The sequence below is a fragment of the Micromonospora sp. NPDC050695 genome (assembly GCF_040654415.1).
Lineage (GTDB): Bacteria > Actinomycetota > Actinomycetes > Mycobacteriales > Micromonosporaceae > Micromonospora.
In genome coordinates, this window is the sequence record NZ_JBFAHZ010000033.1 from 18522 (window position 1) to 40013 (window position 21492).

A 21492-nucleotide genomic window follows, 5' to 3' on the forward strand; every position below is an offset into this window, starting at 1 on the left:
TCGGCGCCACCATCCTGGTGACCCGGAGTCGCGCCACCGTCGGCCGGACCCTCCGCGCCACCGTCGGCGCCACCATCCTGGTGACCCGGAGTCGCGCCACCGTCGGCCGGACCCTCCGCGCCACCGTCGGCGCCACCATCCTGGTGACCCGGAGTCGCACCGCCGTCGGCCGGGCCCTCCAGGCCGCCGCCGCCCGTGGTCTGCATGTCATCGTCGTTGAGTGCCATCGGTACTCCCTCGGGTGTGCCGCCCCGCCGTACGCCGGGGTCCGTCGTGCTGCGGGTGGTACCCCACGCGCGATCTTCTCTAACCCTCACCGTAGACGTCGAACCGGGGCGACACGGGCGGTTCACCTGCGGCGGGGGTGCTGCCAGGATGGTGGGGTGATTCTGGTGGGCACGTCCGGCTGGCAGTACCGGGACTGGCGGGGCCGCTTCTACCCGGAGTCGACGCCGCAGCGGCTGTGGTTGGAACATTTCGCGGAACGGTTCGCCACCGTCGAGGTCAACAACGCGTTCTACCGGCTGCCGGAGCGGGACACCTTCGCCGACTGGCGGGCACGGACGCCGCCGGATTTCTGCGTGGCCGTGAAGATGAGCCGCTACCTGACGCACATCAAGCGACTGCGCGACCCGGCCGAACCGGTGGCCCGGTTCCTCGGCCGGGCCACCGCGCTCGGTGACCGGCTCGGCCCGGTGCTGCTGCAGCTCCCACCCAACCTGCGGGCGGACGTCGACGCGCTCGACGCGACGCTGCGGCTGTTTCCGGCCGAGGTGCGGGTCGCGGTGGAGCCCCGGCACCCGTCCTGGTGGACCGGCGCCACCCGGGCGGTGCTGGAACGCCGCCGAGCCGCGCTGGTCTGGGCGGACCGGCTGGGTCGTCCGGTCGCCCCGCGCTGGCGTACCACCGACTTCGGCTACCTGCGGCTGCACGAGGGGCGGGCCCGGCCCTGGCCGCACTACGGGCGTACCGCGCTCGGCTCCTGGGTGGGGCGGCTGGCCGACGCCTTCGGCGCGGACGAGCTGGCGTACGTCTATTTCAACAACGACCCCGGCGGCGCGGCCGTCACCGACGCCGTCACCTTCGCCGCGCTGGCTCGGCGGGCCGGCCGCCCGGTGTCACGGGTGCCGTCCCCCGCCGAGGCTGACACCTCGGACGGCTGAGCCCGCCCGAGGTGTTCCCGGGCGGGCCCACGACGTCACCGCGTCACGGCATGAACGTAGCGAGATCCTTGGGCATGGTGTCCTTCACGTCCTGCCACTCACCCTGGGTGACGTGCTGGCGCAGGGTGTCCAGCACCACCTGCGTCACCCGCTCCGGGCCGCCGTCGACGTCGTACGGGAAGCCCTGGCGGACCTCGTAGAGGAAGTCGTCGCGGTTGAGCTTGATCGGTACGTCCGACGGGTTCCAGCCGTCGAAGTAGATCCCCCGGACCAGCACCGGCAACTGCTGGGCGAACTCCACGCTCTCGTCCACCGGCAACCGGTCGCGCAGCAGGTGCAGCACCGTGCGCAGAGCCGCGTACGACTGGTTGCGCCGATCCTTCGGCCAGCCGTAGGCGGTCTCGATGTCCTTGAGGATCAGGTTGGTCTTGTCCAGCGAGGACTCAAATGCGGAGATCATCGCGTCAGCCATCGGTCGACCTCCGTTCCGTGGTCTCCCACCGTCGGTCGTCGTCGCGTCGCGGCGGCCCCACCGGGCCGCGTCGAGCCCGCACCGGGCTGCGCTGCGGCGCGCCGCGGGCGTCGTCGGCCGCGCCGACCACGTGCAGGACGGCGCCACGCCGTCGATCCGTCACCACTCGAACCGTCATCCCCGTCACCTCCGTGTCGTCTCCGGCGTGGGCCGCCCAGGGGCGACCGCACGCACCGTGTCCACCCTGCCGGCGCGGCGGGTGAGACGGCCCCACCCCGATCAGGTGAGCCGGCGACGGGAGGTCAGTCGACGAGGAGCCCCGCGAGTGTCGTCGCGTTCGTCTGCGCGTAGTCGCGGTAACAATTGTTCATGAGCACGTGGGTCTGCCCCGTGTCGTCGGCCAGTTCGCGCAGCTTCGGCGCCCAGTCGGCCAGCTCCCGCTTGGAGTAGTGGTAGCCGAACTTCTCGTGGATGTCCTTGCTGGTCCACTTGTCGCTGTGGCCGTGGAAGCGCACCACCGCGAGGTCCGCGGTCGCGGCCAGCACCGGCGGCACCGACGAGCGGTGGCCCTGCGGCATGTCCACGCAGACGTACGGCAGCTTGTGCTCGCGCAGGAAGGCCAGCGTCTCGGCGGCGTTGTCGCCGTCGAACCAGGACGCGTGCCGGAACTCGTACACCGGCCGCAGCGGTGCGCAGCGCTTCGCCACCTCCAGCAGGTACTGCTTGTTGGCCCGCTTGATCGTGAACCAGGGCGGGAACTGGAACAGCACCGCGCCCAGCTTGCCCGCCTCGACCAGCGGGTCCAGCGCGGACAGGAAGCGCGTCCACACCTCCTCGTACGACTGCGCGGGCAGGTCGTCGGGGTAGACGTTCTTCTTGTCGGTCTCCGGCCGCAGATCCTTGTAGAGCGCGCTGACCCGGGTGGGATGCCCGGTCAGCAGGCTGAACGCCTTGATGTTGAAGGTGAAGCCGGCCGGGGTGCGCTCGGCCCAGAGCTGCGCCGTCGCCTCGGCGGGCGGGGAGTAGTAGGTGGCGTCCACCTCGACCAGCGGGAACTGCCGGGCGTAGTAGGCCAACCGCTTCTCCGGGGTGTCCGCGGTCTGCGGATACCACCCCGAGTCCAGCAGTGTGCGGTCGGTCCAGGACGCGGTGCCCACCAGAATGTCACCCATGGGTGGAGTCCATCGCGTCGTCGACCGACCGGCAACCGCTGGCCTCGCTCAGGCGGCCCGCCGCTCGCGGGTCTGCTTGCACGTCACACAGGTGGTGGCGGCCGGGAAGATTTCCAACCGCTCCACCGGGATCGCCGCCGAGCAGCCCTCGCACCAGCCGTAGGTGCCCTCCGCGAGCCGGCCGAGTGCGTGCTCGTACTGGGCGCGACGGTCGAGGATGGTGCGTAGGAGAGACTGCGCGGTGTCCCGTTCGGCGGTCTTGGTGCCGCTGTCGGCCTGGTCGTCGCCGGCGGTGTCGCCGACCTCCACCAGCCGCAGCACCTGACTCTGCAGCACCGCCTGCTCGTACTCCGCGGTCAGCTCGTCGTAACGGGCCTGCAGGGAGAGCCGGATCTGGTCGATCTCCGTCTGGGGACGGCTCGTACCGACCGTGTCGTGGACGAGCATCGCTGCCTGCCTTTCCTGGGCCTGTGGCTCAAGGTGAACCGGGTGCCGGCGGCGCGTCGCCCCGGTCACGGTCGCATGCGGTACGCGGGCGGTCACCCACGCTCTGTGAGCCGGGCGAGTACCCGTCCGGTGAGCCGACCAAACCGGCCAGTTTCCGGCGGGTCTCAGGCGTCCTCGTCGGCCTGGACGAGCGCGGGGTGGCGGGGGTCGTCGGCCCGTACGACCACGTCGGCGAAGCTGGCCGGCACGACCTCGTCGGCGTACCGGTCGAAGGCGGGCAGGGTCCAGTCGTCGGCCGGTGCGGTGCGGCGGCGCAGCGCGGCCTGCGACAGCTCCAGGTGGACGGTGACGTCGACGGGCAGGCCACCGCCGAGCAGCAGCGCGCCACTGACGAGGACGACGCCGCCGGGTGGCAGGTCGACGTAGCGGGCGCGGCTGGCCCGGTCGGCGTCGGCGTCCCACAGCGACGGGAGCAGCCGGCCGGTGCCGCCGGGGCCGGCCGGGTCGAGCACCTCCCGGCGCAGCCCCGCCTCGTCCACCCAGCTCTCGTAGTAGGCGTCCGGGTTGGTCCGGCCGAGTTCGAAGCGCAGCGACGCGGGTCGCAGGAAGTCGGTGGCGCGGACGTGCAGCACCGGACGGCCCCGGGCGCGCAACGGGTCGACCAGCGCGGCGGCGAGGTCGTCCGGGCCGGCGGCGGGGGCGCCGTCCACGGCGACCCGCAGCCGGGCGGGCTCGGCGGCGGCCGCGGCGTCGGCGAGGCGGCCGGTCAGCTCGGTGACGAGCAACTCGGGCGTAATGGGGCGGATGCGCACCGGACCATCCTGCCCCGAGGCGGGTGCGGCGGTGGCGGCGGTCAGCCGGTGCGGTCGATGGTGACGCGCGCGTCGTCGGCCAGCCGGTAACCGACGCCGTAGACGGTGGTGACCAGGGGAACGTCCACACCGACCTTGCCGCGCAGCCGGCGTACGTGCACGTCCACGGTACGGACACCGGCGTGCTCGTAACCCCAGACGGCGTTGAGCAGTTGCAGCCGGGTGAACACCCGCCGGGGATGCGCGACCAGGTGCAGCAGCAGGTCGAACTCCAGGCGGGTCAGGGGCAGCGGCTCGTCGTCGCGCAGCACCGAACGGGACGAGGCGAGGATGTGCAGGGCGGGGATGGTCGGGCTGAGCGCTCGGCTCGGCGCCCGGTTGGCCGGCACCGCGTCAGCGCGGCGCTCGACCGGCGCCGAACTGGTGATGACGGCCTCGCCCCGCTCCAACATCTCGCGGGCCGCCTCGAGCAGCCGACGCGCCGGCGGCGTCAGCGTGTCCTCACAGGCCAGGGGGATGGACAGCGTCACGGTGAGCATGGGCGCGGCCGTGTTCGCCGGACGACGCTGGCCGCCCGGGGGTCGACCGGGCACCGAGGGTTGGGACGTATGCCATCCGGCGCGCGACGAGGCGGGGCTGACCGACATGGTCCTCCTTGGGCTTGTCCGGGTATCTCCCCACGGCCCGGGACGCCGCTTCATCGATGCTTCCCGGCGCCCGGGCGAGGGTCAAGAGGCGGCTGCGTTGCATGAATGTGACAATTGACGAACACATCGGAGCCGAGTGCTCGCTCTGCGTACGAAGCCAGATGATTACAGCAGAGCCTCCGAGATGCCCCGTTACGGGGGTCCCCGCCCGGTTCACCGGGGCCTGTCACGCCACCGTCGAGCCGCCGCCCGACCCGAGGTCAGCGGGAGTGGTCCACCCTGATCCGCGCCTCGTCGGCGAGCCGGTAACCGACCCCGTACACCGTGGTGACCACCTCGGCGCCGGCCAGTTTGGCGCGCAGCCGCCGGACGTGCACGTCCACCGTCCGGGCCACCGCGTGCTCGTAGCCCCAGACGCTGGCGAGCAGTTGCAGCCGGGTGAACACCCGCCGGGGTCGCTCCGCCAGGAACAGCAGCAGCTCGTACTCGATGCGGGTCAGCGCGATGACCTCGTCGCCCCGGCGGACCATCCGCGAGCCGGCCAGGATGTGCACGGCATCGGCGCCGGCGGTCGGCTCGGTGACGACGGTGGGGCTCGGGGCCGTGCGCGGCAGCGGAACGGCGTCCTCCACGGCGCGCAGCTGCCCCTCCCCCGACTCGGCCAGCTCGCCGAGGAGCTGCACGAGCCGGGCCAACCGGGGACTCAGCGGCCCGGCCGCGAGGTCGAGGGTGATGGTCAGCGTCGGGCCGGTGCGGGTGCGGGCGGCGCGGACCGCCGGGTGGTGGGGGCGCGTGGGGATGGCGACGACGGACATGGTGCCTCCTGAGATGGCGGTACGACCGCCACGCCCGGTGCGGCGTGGCGGTCAGCGGCGCGCCGACCCGGCGGTGACCGGGGACGCGAGGGGTGATGCGCGGTGCAGCGGGGTCGGGCCGAGGGCCGGCAGGCCGGCGATCCGCCAGGCGGCGAACCCGCCGACCACGTCGGTGGCCCGGTGCAGGCCGATGTCCTGCAACGCGGCGGCGGCCAGTGACGAGGTGTAGCCCTCCTGGCAGAGGATCACCACCGGCACGTCGTAGTCGACCGCCTCCGGCAGGCGGGCCGGGCAGCGCGGGTCGAAGCGCCACTCCAGCACGTTGCGCTCGATGGTGAGCGAGCCCGGCACCATGCCGTGCGCGGCCCGCTGGGCGGCCGGCCGGATGTCGACCAGCAGCGCGCCGGTCCGGTACGCCAGGTGCGCCCGCTCCGGGTCCAGCCGGTCGAGTCGGGCGCGCGCGGCGGCCAGGATCTCGTCGATGCCCCGGGAGCCCGGCGGCGGCACGGGGGCCGGACAGTGCTCGGCGGTCATCTGCATGATCGGTTCCTTCCGGTGCGGGGGATGGTTCGTGGCTGGGCGGCGCTCACCAGGAGCGTCCGGCCTCGGCGACCTCGGCGACGCGCAGCCGCCCGTCGAGGAGGTGGTAGCGGGTCATCCGGCGCAGCGCCGGCCGGTAGACGTGCACGCTGACCGCTGGCGTCGTACCCCGGTTGGTGACCTGGTGGACGTGGCGGGCGCCGAAGCGGCGACCGGCGCCGGCGGGCAGTAGGCGGGGGCGCAGCCGGCCGCCGGCGACCGTCTCCTCGGTGAGGGCACCGGCGACGACCCGGAACGCCCCGGCGGAGCCGCCGTGGTCGTGCAGGTCGGTGCCCTGACCGGGCAGCCAGCTCAGCGCCCACACCTCGTGGTCGTCGGTGGCGGCGAGTCGGGCGTACCAGCGCTCGGCGACGTCGAAGCGCAGCGGCACCGGCCAGGCCGTCGGGTCGGCCCACCGGGCGGCGACGGTGAGCAGGTCACGCTCCGGGCTGTGGTGGATCATGAGCAGTCCTCGCGAGGTCGTCCGGTGGGGTGCCTCCGTACTCTAGCCGCCAAACCCTATAGGTTTAGTAGGTAATTCCATTCAGTGGGACGGGCGCAGCACCGGCGGGTCCGCCCGGTAGCCGGGCACCGACGGCCACCGCACGGTCAGCACCACCGACGAGCACTCCGCGTACCACGAGTGGTCCACCCCACGAGCCCACACCACGTAGTCACCCGGCTCGGCCAACCGCACCGTCCGGTCCGGCAGCTCCACCCGGAAACACCCCTCGACGAGTACGAGCAGGGTGGTACGCCGCTCCCCCGTCGCCCACCGCGAGCGGGCCTGCCCCGGCGGGTGCACGCCCCACTTCACCTCCACGTCGGTGCTGTGCCGGACCTCCCCCGCCGGCGCGAAGTGCCCGAGCAGCCAGCCGGCGTTGGTGGCACCGTCGACACCCGCGTTGCCCACGTACACCGTCTCACCCATCGGACCCCTCTCCCCGCGCGTCGGCCGAGCAACGTATCAGGACCGCAGGGCCTAATCTGGAGCGGTGACCGAGGATCTCGACGCGGCGACGCTGGCGTTCGCACACCGGATGTTCGACCTGGCCCGCTCCGGCTCCACCGACGAACTCGCCGCGCAGCTCGACGCCGGCCTACCGGTCAACCTGACCAACGACAAGGGCGACACACTGCTGATCCTGGCCGCGTACCACGCCCACCCGGACACGGTGGCCGCCCTGCTCGACCGCGGGGCCGATCACACCCGGGTCAACGACCGCGGCCAGACGGCACTGGCCGCCGCCGTCTTCCGCAGCAGCACCGACGCGGTCCGCGCACTGCTCGCCGCCGGGGCCGACCCGGCGCACGGCACCCCCTCCGCGGTGGAGACCGCCCAGTTCTTCGACCTGCCGGAGATGGCGCAGCTGCTGCGCGCCGGCTGACGCCGGCCCCGACCGACCGGTATACAGAGTCGGTGGAAGATCCCCTGCCCGAGCAGATGCGCACCGCCGGCACCGCGCTGCTGGCCGCGCTCGACCCGGCGGCCCGCGACCAGGCCGTGCGCCCGTTCGACGACGAGCCCGCCCGACGCTGGCTGGAGTACCGGCCCCGGCCCCGACCCGGCGTCTGCCTCGCCGAGTTGGACGTCGCCGGACGCAAGGCCGCACACCGACTGCTCGCCACCGCGCTGAGCCCCTCCGCGTACGCGCAGGCGATGGCGATCATCGCGCTGGAGGAGATCCTGGACCGCGCCGAGGGCTGGCATCGCGGGCGGCACAGCGGCGACTACTGGATCGCCGTGTTCGGCGACCCGGCACGCGACGACCGCTGGTCGTGGCGACTGGAGGGACACCACCTGTCGGTGACCATGACCGTGGTCGACGACCAGGTCTCCCCCGCGCCGATCTTCTTCGGCGCCAACCCGGCGGCGGTCCGGTACGCGGGCCGCCCGGTCTCCCGGCCACTCGGCGTCGAGGAGGACCTCGCCCGCGCCCTGCTCGACGCGCTGGGCCCGGCCGGGCGAGCCGCCGCGATCATCGCCGACGAGGCGCCGGCGGACATCATCAGTGCCACCCGCGCACGCGTCGACGCTCCACTGGAACCGCTCGGCGTGCCGGCGGACCGGCTGGGGCCGACCGGACGGGCACTGCTCGACCAGGTCGTCGCGCTCTACCTGGACCGGCTACCGCCGGAGCTGGCCGCCCGCGAGGCACGCCGCCTCGACGGCGGCGAGCTGCACTTCGCCTGGGCCGGCCCGACCCGTCCCGGGCAGCGCCACTACTACCGGGTCCAGGGCGACAACCTGCTGATCGAGTACGACAACACCACCGACGACGGCAACCACGCCCACACCGTCCTACGCCGCCCCAGCAGCGACTTCGGCGCCGACGTCCTGGCCAACCACCACCAGTCCCACCCCCACTGACCCCCACCCCAGCCCCGCCCCACTGCCCCACTGCCCGGCTGCCCGGCTGCCGCCCGCCCTACGCGCCCCGCGCCCGCCTCGCCCGCCTCGCCCGCCCCCGCCCGCCCGCCCCCGCTCGCCCGCTCGCCCGCTCGCCCGCCCGCCCCGGACGATCATGGAGTTGTGGTGGGCGATTGATGGTGGTGTTCGGCTTATGTGAGGCACCACAACTCCGTGATCGACGCTCGCGGTGAGCGGCGGGGAGGCGGGGAGGCGGGGCGCGGGGAGGCGGGGCGCAGGGAGGCGGGGCGCAGGGAGGCGGGGCGCAGGGAGGCGGGGCGCAGGGAGGCGGGGCGCAGGGAGGCGGGGCGCAGGGAGATGGGTAGGCGGGGAGACAGGGGGCGGGGAGGGAGGGGTGCGGGGAGGGAGGGGTGCGGGGAGGGAAGGGTGCGGGGGCGTTAGGGGTTGTTGCGGGTGGCTTCGATGAGGAAGCGGGTGGATCGGGCCTGGAAGGGGCCTGTCGTGGTGATGCGCTCGTGCAGGGCGTGCAGTTGGGAGCGGTAGCGGTCCACGGTGAAGTCGGGCACCGTCCAGATCACCTTGCGCAGAAACCAGACCACGGCGCCGACGTCGGAGAAGACCGCCCGCAGCGTGGCGCGGCGTAGACCGACCACCCGCAGCCCGGCGGTCTCGGCGGCGGCCACCGCGTCCCCGGGATGCCGCTGCGTCGGCGGCGGCAGCGGGCCGAGGATGGCCTCGCTCAACTCCCGCATCGTGCCCGGCCCGATCTGCTGGGACAGGAACCGGCCGCCCGGGCGCAGCACCCGTGCGGTCTCGGCCCAGTCGGTGCGCACCGGATGCCGGCTGACGACCAGGTCGAAGGACGCGTCGCGGAACGGCAGGGGCGCGTCGGGCGCGACCGCCACCACGGTGGCGCCGACCCGCCGCAGGGTACGGCGCGCAACCTCCACGTTGGGCGGCCAGCCCTCGGTGGCCGTCAACAGTTTCGGCGGCCGGGGGACCTCGGCGAGCACCTCGCCACCGCCGGTGTCGACGTCCAGTGCCGTGTCGGCCAGCGCCATCCGGTCGGCGACCAGCCGGGCGTACCCCCAGGGTGGACGGTCCTCGGTGGCCCGGCCGGCCAGCCAGTCGAAGCCCCAGCCGTCGACCGGCGCGGCGGCCGCCTCCGCGATCAACTCGTCCGCGTCCCGCTCGGTGTTCATGGCGGTCAGCGTCACCGGTCGGCGGGGCTGCCGGCAAGCCATTTGCCGGCGTGCGCGCCCGGTCAGGGGCGGGGGCGGGCGACCTCGACGGTGGCGCCCGCGCGCCCGGTCAGGGGCGGGGGCGGGCGACCTCGACGGTGGCGCCCGCGCGCCCGGTCAGGGGCGGGGGCGGGCGACCTCGACGGTGGCGCCGGCCAGCGCGTCCAGGCTGCCGGCGTCGGTGCGGCCGTTGTCGAACTGGCGCATGAGCCGGGCGCCCAGGTGGACACCGACGCCGCCGGCGGCCAGCGCGACGATCTCGGTGAGCAGGATCGCGACGGTCGCGCCGCGCTGCGGTGAGTGGGCGCGCACCAGACAGGTGACCAGGAACAGACCGGCCATGGCCGCGTTCACCAGGTTGAAGGCGATGGCGGTGCGGCGGGTGCGGTCCACCGGCACGTCCCACAGGTCGACCATGCCGGCGACCGCGGTCATCGCGGCGGCGAACAGGGCGGCGACGCCGGTCCAGTAGCCGACCTCGCCGAGGAACGTCGGCCCGCCGATGACGTCGGTGAGGTCGAAGACGGTGGCGCTGACGAAGAGCCCGAGCGGGAACGTCACCAACATCGGTTGGATGGGGTGCCCCTGCACCCGCAGCCGGCTCTGCATCGTTCCTCCCCAGGGTCGGCGCAGCTCACCAATGCCAGAGTGCTACCCGAGCCCGGCTCCGGCGAAACGATGCCGCCCGACTCGCCGCCGAGTGGGAGAACGGGCACCCGGGCGGGTCAGCTCTCGCGTTGGCGGGAGACCGTCCGAACCAGACGCTCAGCCACTTCGCGCAGCGGGATGTCCAGCGAGGACGCGGCGGTGCGCAGCACGTCGAGGGCCTCGGCGGGTGGGCAGCCCCGCTGCGTCATGATCACGCCGACGGCCTGGCCGATCACACCGTCGATCAGTAGTTCGGCGTCCCGCTCGCCGGCCATGTCGGCCTGCCGGCCCCGGTCCCGGACGGCGGCCAGCAGCAGGCCGGCGTGTTCGGCGAGCAGCATCGCGGTGAGCTGGTGCTGTGGGGTGAGCAGGTTCGGTGCGGAGGCGTACAGGTTGATGGCCCCGATCACCTGGTCGTCGATGTCCACCGGCGCGGAGATCACCCCGCGGACGCCGAGGTCGCGGGCGCGCGCCGTCCAGGCCGGCCAGCGTGGCTCACCGGCCAGGTCCACGGCGAGGATCATCTCGCGGCGCCGGATCGCGCTCATCGCCGGCGAGTCCGGCCCGTGCCGCAGGTCGTCCAGGCCGGCCAGGCGCTCGTCGGAGGCGGCCACGCCGGCCGGCTCGCCGGCGCGCAGCGCCGTGAACCCGCACCAGCGCACGCCGGCCACCGCGTCCCGGGTGATCCGGACCAGCGCCAGCAGCGCCTCATCGAAATCGGTCAGCGTGATCAGCCCGGCGGTCAACTCCCGCAACAGGGCCGCGGTCTCCAGGACGCCGAGGTTGTGCACCACGGGTTCCCGCGTGTCCAGATTCACTGGTCCGCAGCTCCCGTACGCCCCCGTGCCTGCCCAGCCGGCATCGTCACCTGTGTCATCGTCTGCTCTCTCCCGACTTGACCGACCCGCCCTACTACCCTGCGAAACCCAGGTCGAAACGGCGTAAATCGGGGCTCCTGCCGCACCGAGGGCGCGATCAGGAGCCCCGCGGGAGCGTCAGCGCGGCGCGCCGCTGAGCCGCCGGCCGATCGAGGCGATCAGGCGGTCGAGCTCGGAGCCGAACGGGTTGTCGTGCACCAGGTAGGTCCAGGTGGCGGTCGGCCGTACCAGGGTGCCGTCCTCGGGCTCCCAGGTCTCGTCGAATTCGGTCTCGGTGAACGTGGCGATCGTGCGGGCCTCGATCTCCGGGACCAGGTTGTTGAACGCCGGCACGGCAGCCCGGTGGAACTCGTCGAGCGGGTCGAGGCGGCCCAACGCGCGCAGGTGCACGCCCTCGCGGACCTCGGACAGCTCGGACAGGTGCTCGGCCCAGAGCCGGTCCAGGTGGTAGAGGGCGATCGACCGGGCCACCCGGGCGAGCAGGTCCTCGTCCATCTCGCCGGCCTTGTCGGGCTCCTTGTCCAGCAGCATCAGCGCGGCCACGTCGCTGGTCAGCAGCCGCTCCCGGCGCTGGGCGAGGGCCTTGCGCTGCTGCTCGATCACCACGCTGTAGCGCCAGGTGTTGCGGTGGATCTCGTGGTTGACGCCCTCGGCGACCCGCTGGGCGTGCTCCACCGCGTAGTCGACCTGCTCGTCGGTGACCAGGCCGTCGGCGTTCATCCGCGGCGACGCGGGCACCGAGTCGGCGGCGTGCCGGACGACCAGGTCGTCCTCCAGACTGACGAAGAAGACCGACCCACCCGGGTCACCCTGCCGGCCGGCGCGGCCGCGCAGCTGGTCGTCGACGCGACGGCTGTCGTGCCGACCGCTGCCGATCACGTAGAGCCCGCCCAGCTCACTCACCCGGGCCTGGTCGGACTGGTCGCTGCCACCGAGGCGGATGTCCACACCGCGGCCGGCCATCTGGGTGGAGACGGTCACCGCGCCGTACGCGCCCGCCTCGGCGATGATCGCCGCTTCCTCGTCGTCGTTCTTGGCGTTGAGGACCACGCAGGGCACCCCGGCCGCGTTCAGCCCGGCGGCCAGCCCCTCGGACTCCTTGACGTCGAGCGTGCCGACCAGCACCGGCCGCCCCTTGGCGTGCCACCGCTGGATCTCCTCGATCAGCGCCTCGTCCTTCTCCGCCCGGGTGGCGTAGATCCGGTCCGGTTCGTCCTCCCGGACGCACGGCGTGTTCGGCGGGATGACCGCCACCTCGAGGCCGAAGAACTCCCGCAGCTGGTCGCCGACCAGCACCGCGGTGGCGGTCATCCCGCACACCTTCGGGTAGAGGGCGATGAACGCCTGCACGGCGATGGTGCCCAGCACCTCGCCCTCGGCGGTGGCGTCCAGGCCCTCCTTGGCCTCGACCGCCGCCTGGAGGCCGTCGGGCCAGCGGCGGCGCTGGGCCACCCGGCCGCGCATCTCGTCGATCAGCTCGACCGAGCCGTCCCGGACGATGTAGTCCACGTCACGGTGCAGCAGGGCCTGCGCGTGCAGCGCCACGTTGACGGCGGAGAGCTGCTCGACGTGCTCCTCGTCGTACAGGTCGATGCCCAGCTTGGCCTCGACGGCGGCCAGGCCGGCGGAGGTGAACGCCACGCTACGGCCGTCCTCGGCGACGGTGAAGTGCCGGTCCTTGCGCAGGCCGCGCACCAGCGCGGCGGCGGCGTGCACCGGGTCCTGCTCGCCCGGCACCGCGCCGGCGAGGACCATCGGCACCCGCGCCTCGTCGATCATGATCGAGTCGGCCTCGTCGACGATCGCGGTGGTCAACGGCGGCTGCACCCGGTCGGCCACGTCGGTGACCAGCTGGTCGCGCAGGTAGTCGAAGCCCGCCTCGCTGACCGAGACGTAGGTGACGTCGCAGGCGTACGCGTCGCGCCGCTCCTGCGGGCTGGACGCCTCGTTGACCCAGCCGACGGTCAGGCCGAGCAGGGTGTAGACCGGCTCCATCCACTGGGCGTCGCGGCGGGCCAGGTAGTCGTTGACGGTGAGCACGTGCACCGGCCCGTTGCCGAGCCGGACGTGCCCGTACGCGGCGATCGCGGCGGTCAGGGTCTTGCCCTCACCGGTGGCCATCTCGGCGACCTTGCCGGAGAGCAGGGCCATCGCGCCGAGCAGCTGCACGTCGTACGGCCGCTGGTCGAGGCCGCGGCGGGCGGCCTCGCGGCCGATCGCGCAGATCTCCTCGTAGCCGGCGGCGGCACCGGCGGCCTCGGTCAGCTCGGCGTCGTCGAGCGCGGCGAGGTCGTCCTCGCGCGCCGCGATCGCCGGCAGCAGCTTCTCCAGCGGAGCAAGATCCACGGTCGAGCCCGGACGCTGGAGGAACCGCCGGAACTTGCTCTTGAACCGTTGCGACACACCCATGAGCGGCAACGGTACGCGATCCGGGCCGGCCCGCGGGGCCCGGCCGCCGGCATGTCGGCCCCGGGCGAGGGGGTCAGGCGACCAGGAGCTGGTGGGCGGCCAGCTCACGGTACAGCGGGTCGGTGGCGCTCAGCTCGGCGTGCGTGCCCACGGCCACCACCCGGCCGCCGTCGAGGACGACGATCTGGTCGGCGTCGACCACGGTGGCGAGCCGGTGCGCCACGATCAACAACGTCCGGCGGACGGCCACCGCGTCGATGGCGCGGCGCAGCGCGGCCTCGTTGCGCGAGTCGAGGTTGCTGGTCGGTTCGTCGAGCAGCAGCACCGGCGGGCCGGCCAGCAACGCGCGGGCGATTGCCAGGCGCTGCCGTTCACCCCCGGAGAGCAGCACGCCGCCCTCCCCCACCTGGACGTCCAGGCCCTGCGGGGTGCGCTGCGCCAGGTGGCCGAGGTTGACCTCGTCGAGGACCTCGTGCAGCCGGTCGTCGGTGGCGCCCGGCGTGGTGATCAGCAGGTTCTCGCGCAGCGTGCCGGCGAGCACGGGCGCCTCCTGCTCGACGTAGCCGAGCCGGGCCCGCAGCACGTCGCGGGGCAGGTCCCGCACGTCGGTGCCGTCGAGGCGGACCGCGCCGTCGCTCACCTCGTAGAAGCGTTCGACCAGCGCGAGCAGTGTCGACTTGCCGGCGCCGGAGGGGCCGACCAGGGCGGTACGCGTGCCCGCCGGCACCGCGAAACTGACCTCGCGCAGCACCGGCTCACCACCGGGGTAGCCGAACCCCACCCCGTCGAACTCGATCATCGGCGCGGGTCGGTGCGGGGTCACCGCGGAGGCGGGGGCCGGTCGGTCCGTCGCGCCCTCCGCCGGCACGGTCAGGATCTCCTCGATGCGGTGCAGCGCGCCCAGGCCGGACTGCAACTGGGTGTACGCGTTCAGCACCTGGGCCAGCGGCAGGGCCAGGAAGAACAGGTACATGACGAAGGCGACCAGGTCGCCGACGCTGATCGCACCGGCGGCCACCCGGGCGCCGCCGATGCCGAGCACCAGCAGGAACGCGCCCTGCACGGTGACCGAGCCGACGGGTCCGACCACCGCCTGCACGCGGGCGACCCGCAGCCCCGCGTCGTACGCGTCGCGGGCGCTGCCGGTGACGGTCTCGGTCTCCCGGGCCTCGGCGCGGCTGGCCCGGATGGTCCGGGCGGCGGAGATGGCCCGCTCCACCGCCGAGGTCATCTCGCCGATGCGTTCCTGGGCGACACGGGACAGCGCCCGGACCCGCCGGGCGAACGTGAGGGCGAAGCCCAGGCCCAGGCCCACCCCGAGCAGGGTGACGCCGAACAGCAGCGGGTCGAGCAGCACCATGGCGGTGCCGGCGCCGAGCACCATGACCGCACCGGTGACCGTCTCGAACAGCCCGGAGGTGACCACCGCACGCAACAGGGTGGTGTCCGAGCCCACCCGGGAGAGCAGGTCACCGGTGCGCCGGCGGTCGTACTCGGCGATCGGCAGCCGCAGCAGGTGCCCGGCCAGCCGCCGCCGGGTGCCGAGCACCAACCCTTCGGCGGTGCGTTGCAGCAGATAGGTGCGCAACCCGCCGATCGCCGCGCCGAGCACCACGAGGGCCACCAGCGCCGTCACGAGGTCGGACACCCCGACACCGCTGCCGACCCGGTCGAGCACCGACCGGGTCAGCAGCGGTTGGGCCAGTGACGCCGCCGCGCCGGCCAGCGACAGCGCGCCCACCACGGCCAGGGTGCCGCGGTGCTCACGCAGGTACGGCAGCAGCGCGGCCAGGCCGGGCGGCCGGCTCACCGGAGCGGTCATGCCAGGAACGGTAGTCGGCCCGGTCACGCGCCGACGCCAGGTCAGCCGGCCAGCACCACCTGAAGCTCCTGGCGGCGCCGCTGCGCCAGGTCGGTGAGCAGGGTGGGGGCCTCGTCGAACGGCACCACCGCCGAGACCACATGCTTGCGGATCACGTCCCCGTACGTGCGCAGCAGCTCGACGGTCTCGGCGGAGAGCCGCTCCCGGTCCCAGGTCGGGGCGAGCCCGCGCGGCACCCGGCCGATCTGCGCGCAGCGCAGCGCCAGCCCGTTGTGGTGGAACTCCTCGCCGAGGCGCACCGCGTCCGCGCCGCCCTGATAGAAGGCGAGGTCGATGACCGTGCCCTGCGGTCGCAGCAGCCGCAGCGCGAGCTGCAACGCCCACGCCTGCCCCCGGCACTGGAACACCACGTCGGCGCCCCGGTCACCGGCGGTGTGCGCCCACCGGGTCTTCAGCACGGCCGCCGGGTCGTCCCCCTCGGGGTCGAGGGTCTCCAGGCCGAGCGCCTCGGCGACCTGGCGGCGCTGCCCGGTGGGGTCGAGCACCACCACCGAGGCGGCACCGTGCCGCCGGGCGAACAGGGCGGTCAGCAGCGCCACCACGCCGGCGCCAACCACGGCGACCCGCCGGCCGCGTACGCCGTCGCCGAGCGAGCGGACGTCGGTGCCGTGCAGGTCGGCGGCGGCGTGCAGCAGACCGTTGGCGCAGATCGGGCCCATGTGCGCGACGTAGACGCCGAGCAGCGGGTCGAGGTCGTCGGGCAGTGGCACGAACCGCTCGGCGACCGGGTCGGCCAGCCAGCCGGTGCGGTGCCCGTAGGTCATGGCGCCGACCGCGCCCACCGCGACCGCCGGGGTGGCGCTCTCCACCACCCGCCCGACCTGCATGTACCCCAGCCGGGTCACCGGGTACGGGGTGCTCGCCGCGCCCGGCTGGAACAACCCGAGGTCGGCGTTCCAGGTGACGTTCAGGTAGGGATTCGTGCCCTTGACGTAGCTCAGCTCGGTGCCGGCGGAGACGCCGCTGAACAGCGTCTCCACCCGGAAGGTGCCGGGGCGCAGCGGCGCGGCGTCCTGGTCGACCAACTCGACGCGGCCCGGCCCGGTGACCACCACCACCTTGTCACGCATCGACGGTCACCCCGGTGCTGAGCAGCGCCGGGTCGGTCGCCGTGGCGAGCCGCACGGTCTCGCCGGTGCGGGCCGAGTCGGCCACCGCGAGGGCCAGCCGGTGGGTACCCAGCGCCTCGGCATACGGCACACGCACGTCGTCACCGACGCCACGCACCGCGTCGACGAAGGCGCGGTCCACGGCCACCCGGGCGGCCTCCGGGTCGGCCGGGACGTGCCGTTCACCGTCGGCGTCGCGGACGGTCAGGCCCTCCTCGGTGAGCGACAGCGCCAGCCCGTCGGCGAGGATCTCCAGCCCGGCGCGGTGCTTCCAGCCGAGCACACAGGCCGCGCCGAGGGTGCCCACCGCGCCGTCGGCGAAGCGCAGCACGGCGGTGGTCACCGAGTCGATGTCCGCCCCGTCCACCGGGGGCGGCGTGCCGTTGCCGTACGCGGTGACCTCGGCCACCTCCCCGACCAACGCCCGGATCAGGTCCAGCACGTGGGCGGCCTGCTCGACGACCGGGCCACCGGAGCGGTCCCGCCGCGCCCACCACGCCACCGGCGGCACCTTGTCCAGCCAGGCGCCGCTGACCATCCGCACCGGACGGTCGGCCAGCAGCTCGCGGGCCTCGTCGAGCACGCTGAGGTAACGCCAGTGGTGGCCCACGGCGGTCCGCAGCCCACGGCGGGTCACCTCGTCGGCGATCCGTTCGGCGGTGGCCAGGTCGACGGCGACGGGCTTCTCCACGAACATCGGCAGCCCGGCGTCGATCACCGCCTGCTCGGCCGGACCGTGCGCGAACGGCGGCACGCACACGTACACCGCGTCCGGCCCGGCGGCCAGCAGTTCGGCCACGTCGACGTACGCGCGCGCCCCGTGCTGCCCGGCCAGCGCGGCGGCCGCGTCGGGCACCACGTCGGTCACCCCGATCAGTTCGACGTCATCGAACCCGGCCAGCACCCGGGCATGGCGCTGTGCCACTCCCCCGGCACCGACCAGACCCACCCGGCATCTACGCATCCGACAACCCCTTCGAGGACGTTTCATGACCGATGGGAGCAGTCCCCTGAGCTGTGCGCAATCAAACGTTCATCCCCCGGGAACGCAGTGTCGTCACCTCCGTGATCAAGCTGTTGCCCTGGAGGCGGTTAGCGCGCGGTGAAGAGTGGGAACAACAGAACTCGGTTTTCTCCGCCCACGATTCTTAAGGGGTGCCAGTGCGGGATACGACATCGAGCGTGTCACCGGTGGTGGAGGCGTGGGCCACGTACCGGACCACTTCGGCGGCGGACTGGCCGGCACGCCGGCTGCTGCGCGCCAAGGGAGACAGCCGGGTCAGCGTGGTGCTGCCGGCGCGTAACGAGGAGGCCACCGTCGGCGCGATCGTGTCGACCATCCGGGAGCACCTGATGGACCGGATCGCCCTGGTCGATGAGCTGATCGTGGTGGATTCACGGTCGACCGACCGCACCGCGCAGGTGGCCCGGGCGGCCGGCGCGGAGGTGGTCAGCCAGGACGCGATGACCCGGGGCCTGCCCCGGCTCACCGGCAAGGGCGACGCGCTCTGGGCCGGCCTGGCCGCGGCCGAGGGCGACGTGGTGGCGTTCATCGACGCCGACCTGCGGGAGTTTCGGCCGCACTTCGTCAGCGGGCTGCTCGGCCCGCTGCTGACCGACCCGTCGGTCGACTTCGTGAAGGGCTTCTACCATCGGCCGTTGGTGGGTACCGCCAGCGTCGAACAGGACGGTGGCGGGCGGGTGACCGAGCTGATGGCCCGGCCGCTGCTCAACCTGTTCTGGCCGGAGCTGGCCGGCTTCGTGCAGCCGCTCGCCGGTGAGTACGCCGCCCGGCGCGACGTGCTCGCCCAGGTGCCGTTCGTCTCCGGGTACGGGGTCGAGACGGCGATGCTGATCGACCTGCTGGACCTGGTCGGTCTGGATGCCCTGGCGCAGGTCGACCTCGGTGAGCGCAAGCACCGCCACCAGGACACGGCGGCGTTGGGCCGGATGTCCGCGCAGATCATGTTGACCGCGTGGTCCCGGTTGCAGCGGCGTGGCTGGGCGAGCGCGGGGCTGTCGCCGGAGGCGCTGCTGACCCAGTTCCGGCGGGGTGGCTCGGACACGCTGCCGAACCTCGACCGCGAGATCGTGGTCAGCGATGTATCCATCGAGGAGCGTCCGCCGCTGGCTGAGCTGCGCCACCGGGTGCCCCGCCGACGGGTGGCCGCGGCGTGAGTGTCCGGGAGGGTGGCGTCCGATGAGCCTCACCGTGTTGATGAACGCCGGTCCGTGGCTGTCCGTGCCACCGCCCGGCTACGGCGGGATCGAGAACGTGATCGCCACGCTGGTGCCGGAGCTGCGGCGACTCGGCGTACGGGTGGTGCTCGCCTCGGTGGGCAGCAGCACCCTGCCGGTGGACGACCGGATGTCGGTCTTCGCCGACGGGCAGTTCGCCGCGTTGCAGCGTCCGTACAACCAGGTCTGCGGGATCGCCCAGGCGCACCTGGCCGGGGTGGTCCGCGAGCTGCACTCCCGCGACGACATCGACCTGGTGCACGACCACGTGGAGGCGGTCGGGTTGGCCACCCTCGCCGCGATGGGGCCGGCCGGGCCGCCGACCCTGCACACCCTGCACTGGGACCTGGCCAAGCACCCGGCGCTCTACGGCGGCCTGGACGGCGGCGACCGGGTCCGGGTCAACGGCGTCTCCGCGGCGCAGCTGGCCCGGGCGCCGCTGGCGCTGCGGGAGCACTCGGTGGGCCACGTGCACCTGTCCACCCCGCTGGCCGTGGACGCCGATCGTCGGCCTGGGCCGGAGAAGGGCGAGCACCTGCTGATCCTCGGCCGGATCAACCCGGGCAAGGGGCAGGACGTGGGCGCCAGACTCGCGCACCGGGTCGGGATCCCGCTGGTGCTGGCCGGTCCCGTCGGTCCGTACCATTCACCGGCCGCCCTGGCCTCGGCGGGCGACGAGGCCCGGCAGAACCCGGACGTCCGGTTCTTCCTCGACGAGGTGGCCCCGCACGTCGACGGCGACCTGGTCCGCTGGATCGGGACGGTGGCCGGTCAGGAGCGCGACGACCTGCTGGCCAGCGCCCGCGCCTCGCTGTTCCCGCTGCGCTGGGAGGAGCCCGGGGGTACGGCGGTGGTCGAGTCGCTGGCCCTGGGCACGCCGGTGGTGGCCACCGCCCGGGGTTGCCTTCCGGAGCTGATCGAGCACGGCCGCACCGGGCTGCTCACCACCGACGAGGAGGAGCTGGGTGACCTCGTGCTGGCCGCCGAGCTGCTCGACCCCGACGAGTGCCGGCGGGTGGCCGCGCGGCGGTTCACCCCGGCGGTGATGGCGCAGCGCTACGTCGAGCTGTACCAGCGCGTCCGCGAACTGGCCGGCGCACCGCGCCTGCAACCTGTCTGACCTGCCCTGGTGCCGCCGGCGGTTTGCCGTCGGCGGCAACGGGTAGCCGGCAGCGCGCACACCCGCCGCGCAGCGAGGAGCCGGTGATGGTCGGACCGATGGCGCACTCAAGGGCCCGGGCCAACCCGGCCGACGGCAGACCGCCGGTACGGCGCGCGGCCGCGACGGTGGCCGTGCTGTTCCTGCTGATCGGCGCGCTCGGTTTCGTGCCAGGCATCACCAGCGGTACGGGCAACCTGCGGTTCGCCGGCCACGGCTCGGGTGCCTTCCTGTTCGGCACCTTCCAGGTGTCGGTGCTGCACAACCTCGTCCACCTGCTCTTCGGGGTGGCCGGCCTGCTGCTGGCGCGGACGATCAGCGGTGCCCGCACGTTCCTGATCGGCGGCGGCGCCGTCTACCTGGTGCTCTGGCTCTACGGGCTGGCCGTGGACCACGACACCGGCGCGAACGTCCTGCCGGTCAACGACGCCGACGGCTGGCTGCACCTCGGCCTCGGCGTCGGCATGATCGCGCTGGGCCTGCTGACCGGTCGGCCACGGCGGTGACCTGCGTCCCGCCCACCGGTCGGTCCGGTTTGGCGCTGCGAGGCCTCGGGTAGTTGGCAGGTCCCGACCCACCAGCGAATCGAGGGACCTCCGATGCCCAGCCGGATCACCTGCGAGGTGCGCGACACGGCACCGGTGGCGGTCGTCCGGCTCACCGGCGCCCTGGACCTGGCCACCATGCGCTCGGTGCACCAGTCCCTGCAGGGGGCGCTGGCCACCCAGCCGGACGCCCTGGTGGTCGACCTCGCCGACGTCACCGTGCGGGACCGGCTGGCGCTGTCGGTCTTCGCCGCCACGGCCCGGCGGGCCGAGGAGTGGCCGGCCGTGCCGGTGGTGCTGTGCGCTCCCCCGCCCGACGCCGCGCGCTGGCTGGCCGAGTCGACGACATGCCGGGTGGTCCCCGTCTCGCGGGACTGCGCGGAGGCGACCCGGATCGCCGGTGCCTCCAGCGCACCTCGGCTGCGGGCCCGCCTCGATCCGGTCGCCGGAGCCTGCCGGCGGGCCCGGGAGTTGGTCGGTGACGCGTGTGCCCGGTGGAACCTGCCGGACGCCGCCGGCCCGGCCGCGCTGGTGCTCAGCGAACTGGTCGGCAACGTGGTCCGGCACGCGGGGACGCCGATGCAGGTGACGGTGACCCTGCGCCGGCCGTACCTGCACCTGGCCGTGGTGGACGGCAGCCGGGCGGCGGCCGAGCCGGCCGGGATGGACCTGCGTGCCGAGGGTGGGCGCGGGCTGCTGCTGGTCCGCGAGCTGGCCCAGCGGTGGGGCAGCGTGCCGGCCGGTCACGGCAAGGCCGTCTGGGCCATGCTGCCGGCGACCTGAGCGTTCGAGGCGGTTGCGCCGGTACCGGCGATCTGACCGAAATTACCGCTCTGGCCTGGTTACATGGTCAGAGGGCCGGGTAGGCACGCCCGTCCTTTCTGTCGTCACGACGGGGTGAGCAG

At 73.7% G+C, this 21492-nt stretch carries 25 protein-coding genes; 7 read left to right on the forward strand and 18 right to left on the reverse strand.

Annotated features, from left to right (window positions below):
* Positions 1 to 227, reverse strand: a 227-nt coding sequence (locus AB0H52_RS22135; RefSeq protein ID WP_357949659.1) for a hypothetical protein, incomplete at its 3' end; no start/stop codon positions are given.
* Positions 228 to 383: 156 nt separating this feature from the next.
* Between AB0H52_RS22135 and AB0H52_RS22140 the strand changes: the two genes are divergently transcribed.
* Entirely contained in the window at positions 384 to 1163 is a 780-nt protein-coding gene (locus tag AB0H52_RS22140) for a DUF72 domain-containing protein (RefSeq protein ID WP_151490366.1), read from the forward strand.
* Between the two features lie 43 nt (positions 1164 to 1206).
* Here AB0H52_RS22140 and AB0H52_RS22145 read toward each other — a convergent pair whose 3' ends face one another.
* From AB0H52_RS22145 to AB0H52_RS22190, 10 genes are all read right to left on the reverse strand, one after another.
* A complete protein-coding gene (locus AB0H52_RS22145) occupies positions 1207 to 1635 on the reverse strand; it encodes a DUF2267 domain-containing protein (protein ID WP_151490365.1) in 429 nt (142 codons plus the stop codon).
* Positions 1628 to 1813 carry a hypothetical protein gene (locus tag AB0H52_RS22150; protein ID WP_151490364.1) on the reverse strand — a complete coding sequence of 62 codons (186 nt, stop codon included), beginning with the start codon at positions 1811 to 1813 and terminating at the stop codon, positions 1628 to 1630. The genes AB0H52_RS22145 and AB0H52_RS22150 overlap by 8 nt, the downstream gene beginning before the upstream one ends.
* 124 nt (positions 1814 to 1937) lie before the next feature.
* The gene (locus AB0H52_RS22155) at positions 1938 to 2807 is read right to left on the reverse strand and encodes a DUF72 domain-containing protein (RefSeq protein WP_151490363.1); all 870 of its coding nucleotides are present in this window, start codon (positions 2805 to 2807) and stop codon (positions 1938 to 1940) included.
* 48 nt (positions 2808 to 2855) lie between these two features.
* Positions 2856 to 3254 (reverse strand): TraR/DksA C4-type zinc finger protein, encoded by a 399-nt coding sequence (locus tag AB0H52_RS22160; RefSeq protein ID WP_151490362.1) that lies wholly within the window; start codon positions 3252 to 3254, stop codon positions 2856 to 2858.
* A 164-nt stretch (positions 3255 to 3418) separates the two neighbouring features.
* Complete coding sequence (locus tag AB0H52_RS22165) at positions 3419 to 4066, reverse strand: uridine kinase (protein ID WP_357949663.1); 648 nt, start codon at positions 4064 to 4066, stop codon at positions 3419 to 3421.
* Positions 4067 to 4107: 41 nt separating this feature from the next.
* The gene (locus tag AB0H52_RS22170) at positions 4108 to 4713 is read right to left on the reverse strand and encodes a winged helix-turn-helix domain-containing protein (protein ID WP_151490360.1); all 606 of its coding nucleotides are present in this window, start codon (positions 4711 to 4713) and stop codon (positions 4108 to 4110) included.
* A 260-nt stretch (positions 4714 to 4973) separates the two neighbouring features.
* Positions 4974 to 5528, reverse strand: a complete 555-nt coding sequence (locus AB0H52_RS22175; protein WP_151490359.1) for a winged helix-turn-helix domain-containing protein — start codon at positions 5526 to 5528, stop codon at positions 4974 to 4976.
* 51 nt (positions 5529 to 5579) lie between these two features.
* Positions 5580 to 6062, reverse strand: coding sequence for a rhodanese-like domain-containing protein (locus AB0H52_RS22180; protein ID WP_192580292.1), 483 nt, complete (start codon positions 6060 to 6062; stop codon positions 5580 to 5582).
* 52 nt (positions 6063 to 6114) lie between these two features.
* Positions 6115 to 6570, reverse strand: a complete 456-nt coding sequence (locus AB0H52_RS22185; protein WP_151490357.1) for a cysteine dioxygenase family protein — start codon at positions 6568 to 6570, stop codon at positions 6115 to 6117.
* Between the two features lie 81 nt (positions 6571 to 6651).
* Entirely contained in the window at positions 6652 to 7038 is a 387-nt protein-coding gene (locus tag AB0H52_RS22190) for a signal peptidase I (RefSeq protein WP_151490356.1), read from the reverse strand.
* A gap of 64 nt (positions 7039 to 7102) precedes the next feature.
* On the opposite strand from AB0H52_RS22190, the gene AB0H52_RS22195 reads away from it, so the two are divergent.
* Both AB0H52_RS22195 and AB0H52_RS22200 read left to right on the forward strand, forming a co-directional pair.
* Positions 7103 to 7495, forward strand: a complete 393-nt coding sequence (locus AB0H52_RS22195; RefSeq protein WP_151490355.1) for an ankyrin repeat domain-containing protein — start codon at positions 7103 to 7105, stop codon at positions 7493 to 7495.
* Between the two features lie 32 nt (positions 7496 to 7527).
* Positions 7528 to 8478: a DUF3500 domain-containing protein gene (locus tag AB0H52_RS22200; RefSeq protein ID WP_357949668.1), complete on the forward strand. Its 951-nt coding sequence runs from the start codon at positions 7528 to 7530 to the stop codon at positions 8476 to 8478.
* Between the two features lie 437 nt (positions 8479 to 8915).
* Here the strand turns inward: AB0H52_RS22200 and AB0H52_RS22205 are convergent, their stop codons facing one another.
* From AB0H52_RS22205 to AB0H52_RS22235, 7 genes are all read right to left on the reverse strand, one after another.
* Positions 8916 to 9680, reverse strand: a complete 765-nt coding sequence (locus AB0H52_RS22205; protein WP_357949671.1) for a class I SAM-dependent methyltransferase — start codon at positions 9678 to 9680, stop codon at positions 8916 to 8918.
* Between the two features lie 156 nt (positions 9681 to 9836).
* Positions 9837 to 10328: a DUF2231 domain-containing protein gene (locus AB0H52_RS22210; protein ID WP_151489163.1), complete on the reverse strand. Its 492-nt coding sequence runs from the start codon at positions 10326 to 10328 to the stop codon at positions 9837 to 9839.
* Between the two features lie 116 nt (positions 10329 to 10444).
* Entirely contained in the window at positions 10445 to 11185 is a 741-nt protein-coding gene (locus tag AB0H52_RS22215; protein ID WP_151489162.1) for a GAF and ANTAR domain-containing protein, read from the reverse strand.
* 177 nt (positions 11186 to 11362) lie between these two features.
* A complete protein-coding gene (gene secA2, locus AB0H52_RS22220) occupies positions 11363 to 13654 on the reverse strand; it encodes an accessory Sec system translocase SecA2 (RefSeq protein WP_151489161.1) in 2292 nt (763 codons plus the stop codon).
* Between the two features lie 73 nt (positions 13655 to 13727).
* On the reverse strand, positions 13728 to 15476 hold the full coding sequence (locus AB0H52_RS22225) for an ABC transporter ATP-binding protein (protein WP_357949675.1): 1749 nt from the start codon (positions 15474 to 15476) through the stop codon (positions 13728 to 13730).
* Between the two features lie 41 nt (positions 15477 to 15517).
* On the reverse strand, positions 15518 to 16606 hold the full coding sequence (locus AB0H52_RS22230) for a zinc-binding dehydrogenase (RefSeq protein WP_357949678.1): 1089 nt from the start codon (positions 16604 to 16606) through the stop codon (positions 15518 to 15520).
* Positions 16599 to 17609, reverse strand: a complete 1011-nt coding sequence (locus AB0H52_RS22235; RefSeq protein WP_357949681.1) for a Gfo/Idh/MocA family oxidoreductase — start codon at positions 17607 to 17609, stop codon at positions 16599 to 16601. The genes AB0H52_RS22230 and AB0H52_RS22235 overlap by 8 nt, the downstream gene beginning before the upstream one ends.
* Before the next feature lie 230 nt (positions 17610 to 17839).
* Here AB0H52_RS22235 and AB0H52_RS22240 point away from each other — a divergent pair, with 230 nt between their 5' ends.
* The 4 genes from AB0H52_RS22240 to AB0H52_RS22255 all read left to right on the forward strand — a co-directional run bounded on the left by AB0H52_RS22240 (position 17840) and on the right by AB0H52_RS22255 (position 21370).
* Complete coding sequence (locus AB0H52_RS22240) at positions 17840 to 18823, forward strand: glucosyl-3-phosphoglycerate synthase (protein WP_225854282.1); 984 nt, start codon at positions 17840 to 17842, stop codon at positions 18821 to 18823.
* A gap of 22 nt (positions 18824 to 18845) precedes the next feature.
* Positions 18846 to 20003, forward strand: coding sequence for a glycosyltransferase (locus tag AB0H52_RS22245; protein WP_151489156.1), 1158 nt, complete (start codon positions 18846 to 18848; stop codon positions 20001 to 20003).
* Between the two features lie 98 nt (positions 20004 to 20101).
* Entirely contained in the window at positions 20102 to 20548 is a 447-nt protein-coding gene (locus AB0H52_RS22250) for a DUF4383 domain-containing protein (RefSeq protein ID WP_225854280.1), read from the forward strand.
* Between the two features lie 93 nt (positions 20549 to 20641).
* A complete protein-coding gene (locus tag AB0H52_RS22255) occupies positions 20642 to 21370 on the forward strand; it encodes an STAS domain-containing protein (protein ID WP_151489154.1) in 729 nt (242 codons plus the stop codon).
* Positions 21371 to 21492 lie beyond the last annotated feature (122 nt).

Bases quoted from the DNA above. Each gene is read 5' to 3' on its own strand.
- AB0H52_RS22145 (WP_151490365.1), bottom strand. From the start codon at position 1,635: ATGGCTGACGCGATGATCTCCGCATTTGAGTCCTCGCTGGACAAGACC.
- AB0H52_RS22230 (WP_357949678.1), bottom strand. From the start codon at position 16,606: ATGCGTGACAAGGTGGTGGTGGTCACCGGGCCGGGCCGCGTCGAGTTG.
- AB0H52_RS22225 (WP_357949675.1), bottom strand. From the start codon at position 15,476: ATGACCGCTCCGGTGAGCCGGCCGCCCGGCCTGGCCGCGCTGCTGCCG.
- secA2 (WP_151489161.1), bottom strand. From the start codon at position 13,654: ATGGGTGTGTCGCAACGGTTCAAGAGCAAGTTCCGGCGGTTCCTCCAG.
- AB0H52_RS22170 (WP_151490360.1), bottom strand. From the start codon at position 4,713: ATGTCGGTCAGCCCCGCCTCGTCGCGCGCCGGATGGCATACGTCCCAA.
- AB0H52_RS22150 (WP_151490364.1), bottom strand. From the start codon at position 1,813: ATGACGGTTCGAGTGGTGACGGATCGACGGCGTGGCGCCGTCCTGCAC.
- AB0H52_RS22250 (WP_225854280.1), top strand. From the start codon at position 20,102: ATGGCGCACTCAAGGGCCCGGGCCAACCCGGCCGACGGCAGACCGCCG.
- AB0H52_RS22175 (WP_151490359.1), bottom strand. From the start codon at position 5,528: ATGTCCGTCGTCGCCATCCCCACGCGCCCCCACCACCCGGCGGTCCGC.
- AB0H52_RS22235 (WP_357949681.1), bottom strand. From the start codon at position 17,609: ATGCGTAGATGCCGGGTGGGTCTGGTCGGTGCCGGGGGAGTGGCACAG.
- AB0H52_RS22210 (WP_151489163.1), bottom strand. From the start codon at position 10,328: ATGCAGAGCCGGCTGCGGGTGCAGGGGCACCCCATCCAACCGATGTTG.
- AB0H52_RS22205 (WP_357949671.1), bottom strand. From the start codon at position 9,680: ATGAACACCGAGCGGGACGCGGACGAGTTGATCGCGGAGGCGGCCGCC.
- AB0H52_RS22255 (WP_151489154.1), top strand. From the start codon at position 20,642: ATGCCCAGCCGGATCACCTGCGAGGTGCGCGACACGGCACCGGTGGCG.
- AB0H52_RS22245 (WP_151489156.1), top strand. From the start codon at position 18,846: ATGAGCCTCACCGTGTTGATGAACGCCGGTCCGTGGCTGTCCGTGCCA.
- AB0H52_RS22155 (WP_151490363.1), bottom strand. From the start codon at position 2,807: ATGGGTGACATTCTGGTGGGCACCGCGTCCTGGACCGACCGCACACTG.
- AB0H52_RS22180 (WP_192580292.1), bottom strand. From the start codon at position 6,062: ATGACCGCCGAGCACTGTCCGGCCCCCGTGCCGCCGCCGGGCTCCCGG.
- AB0H52_RS22160 (WP_151490362.1), bottom strand. From the start codon at position 3,254: ATGCTCGTCCACGACACGGTCGGTACGAGCCGTCCCCAGACGGAGATC.
- AB0H52_RS22185 (WP_151490357.1), bottom strand. From the start codon at position 6,570: ATGATCCACCACAGCCCGGAGCGTGACCTGCTCACCGTCGCCGCCCGG.
- AB0H52_RS22190 (WP_151490356.1), bottom strand. From the start codon at position 7,038: ATGGGTGAGACGGTGTACGTGGGCAACGCGGGTGTCGACGGTGCCACC.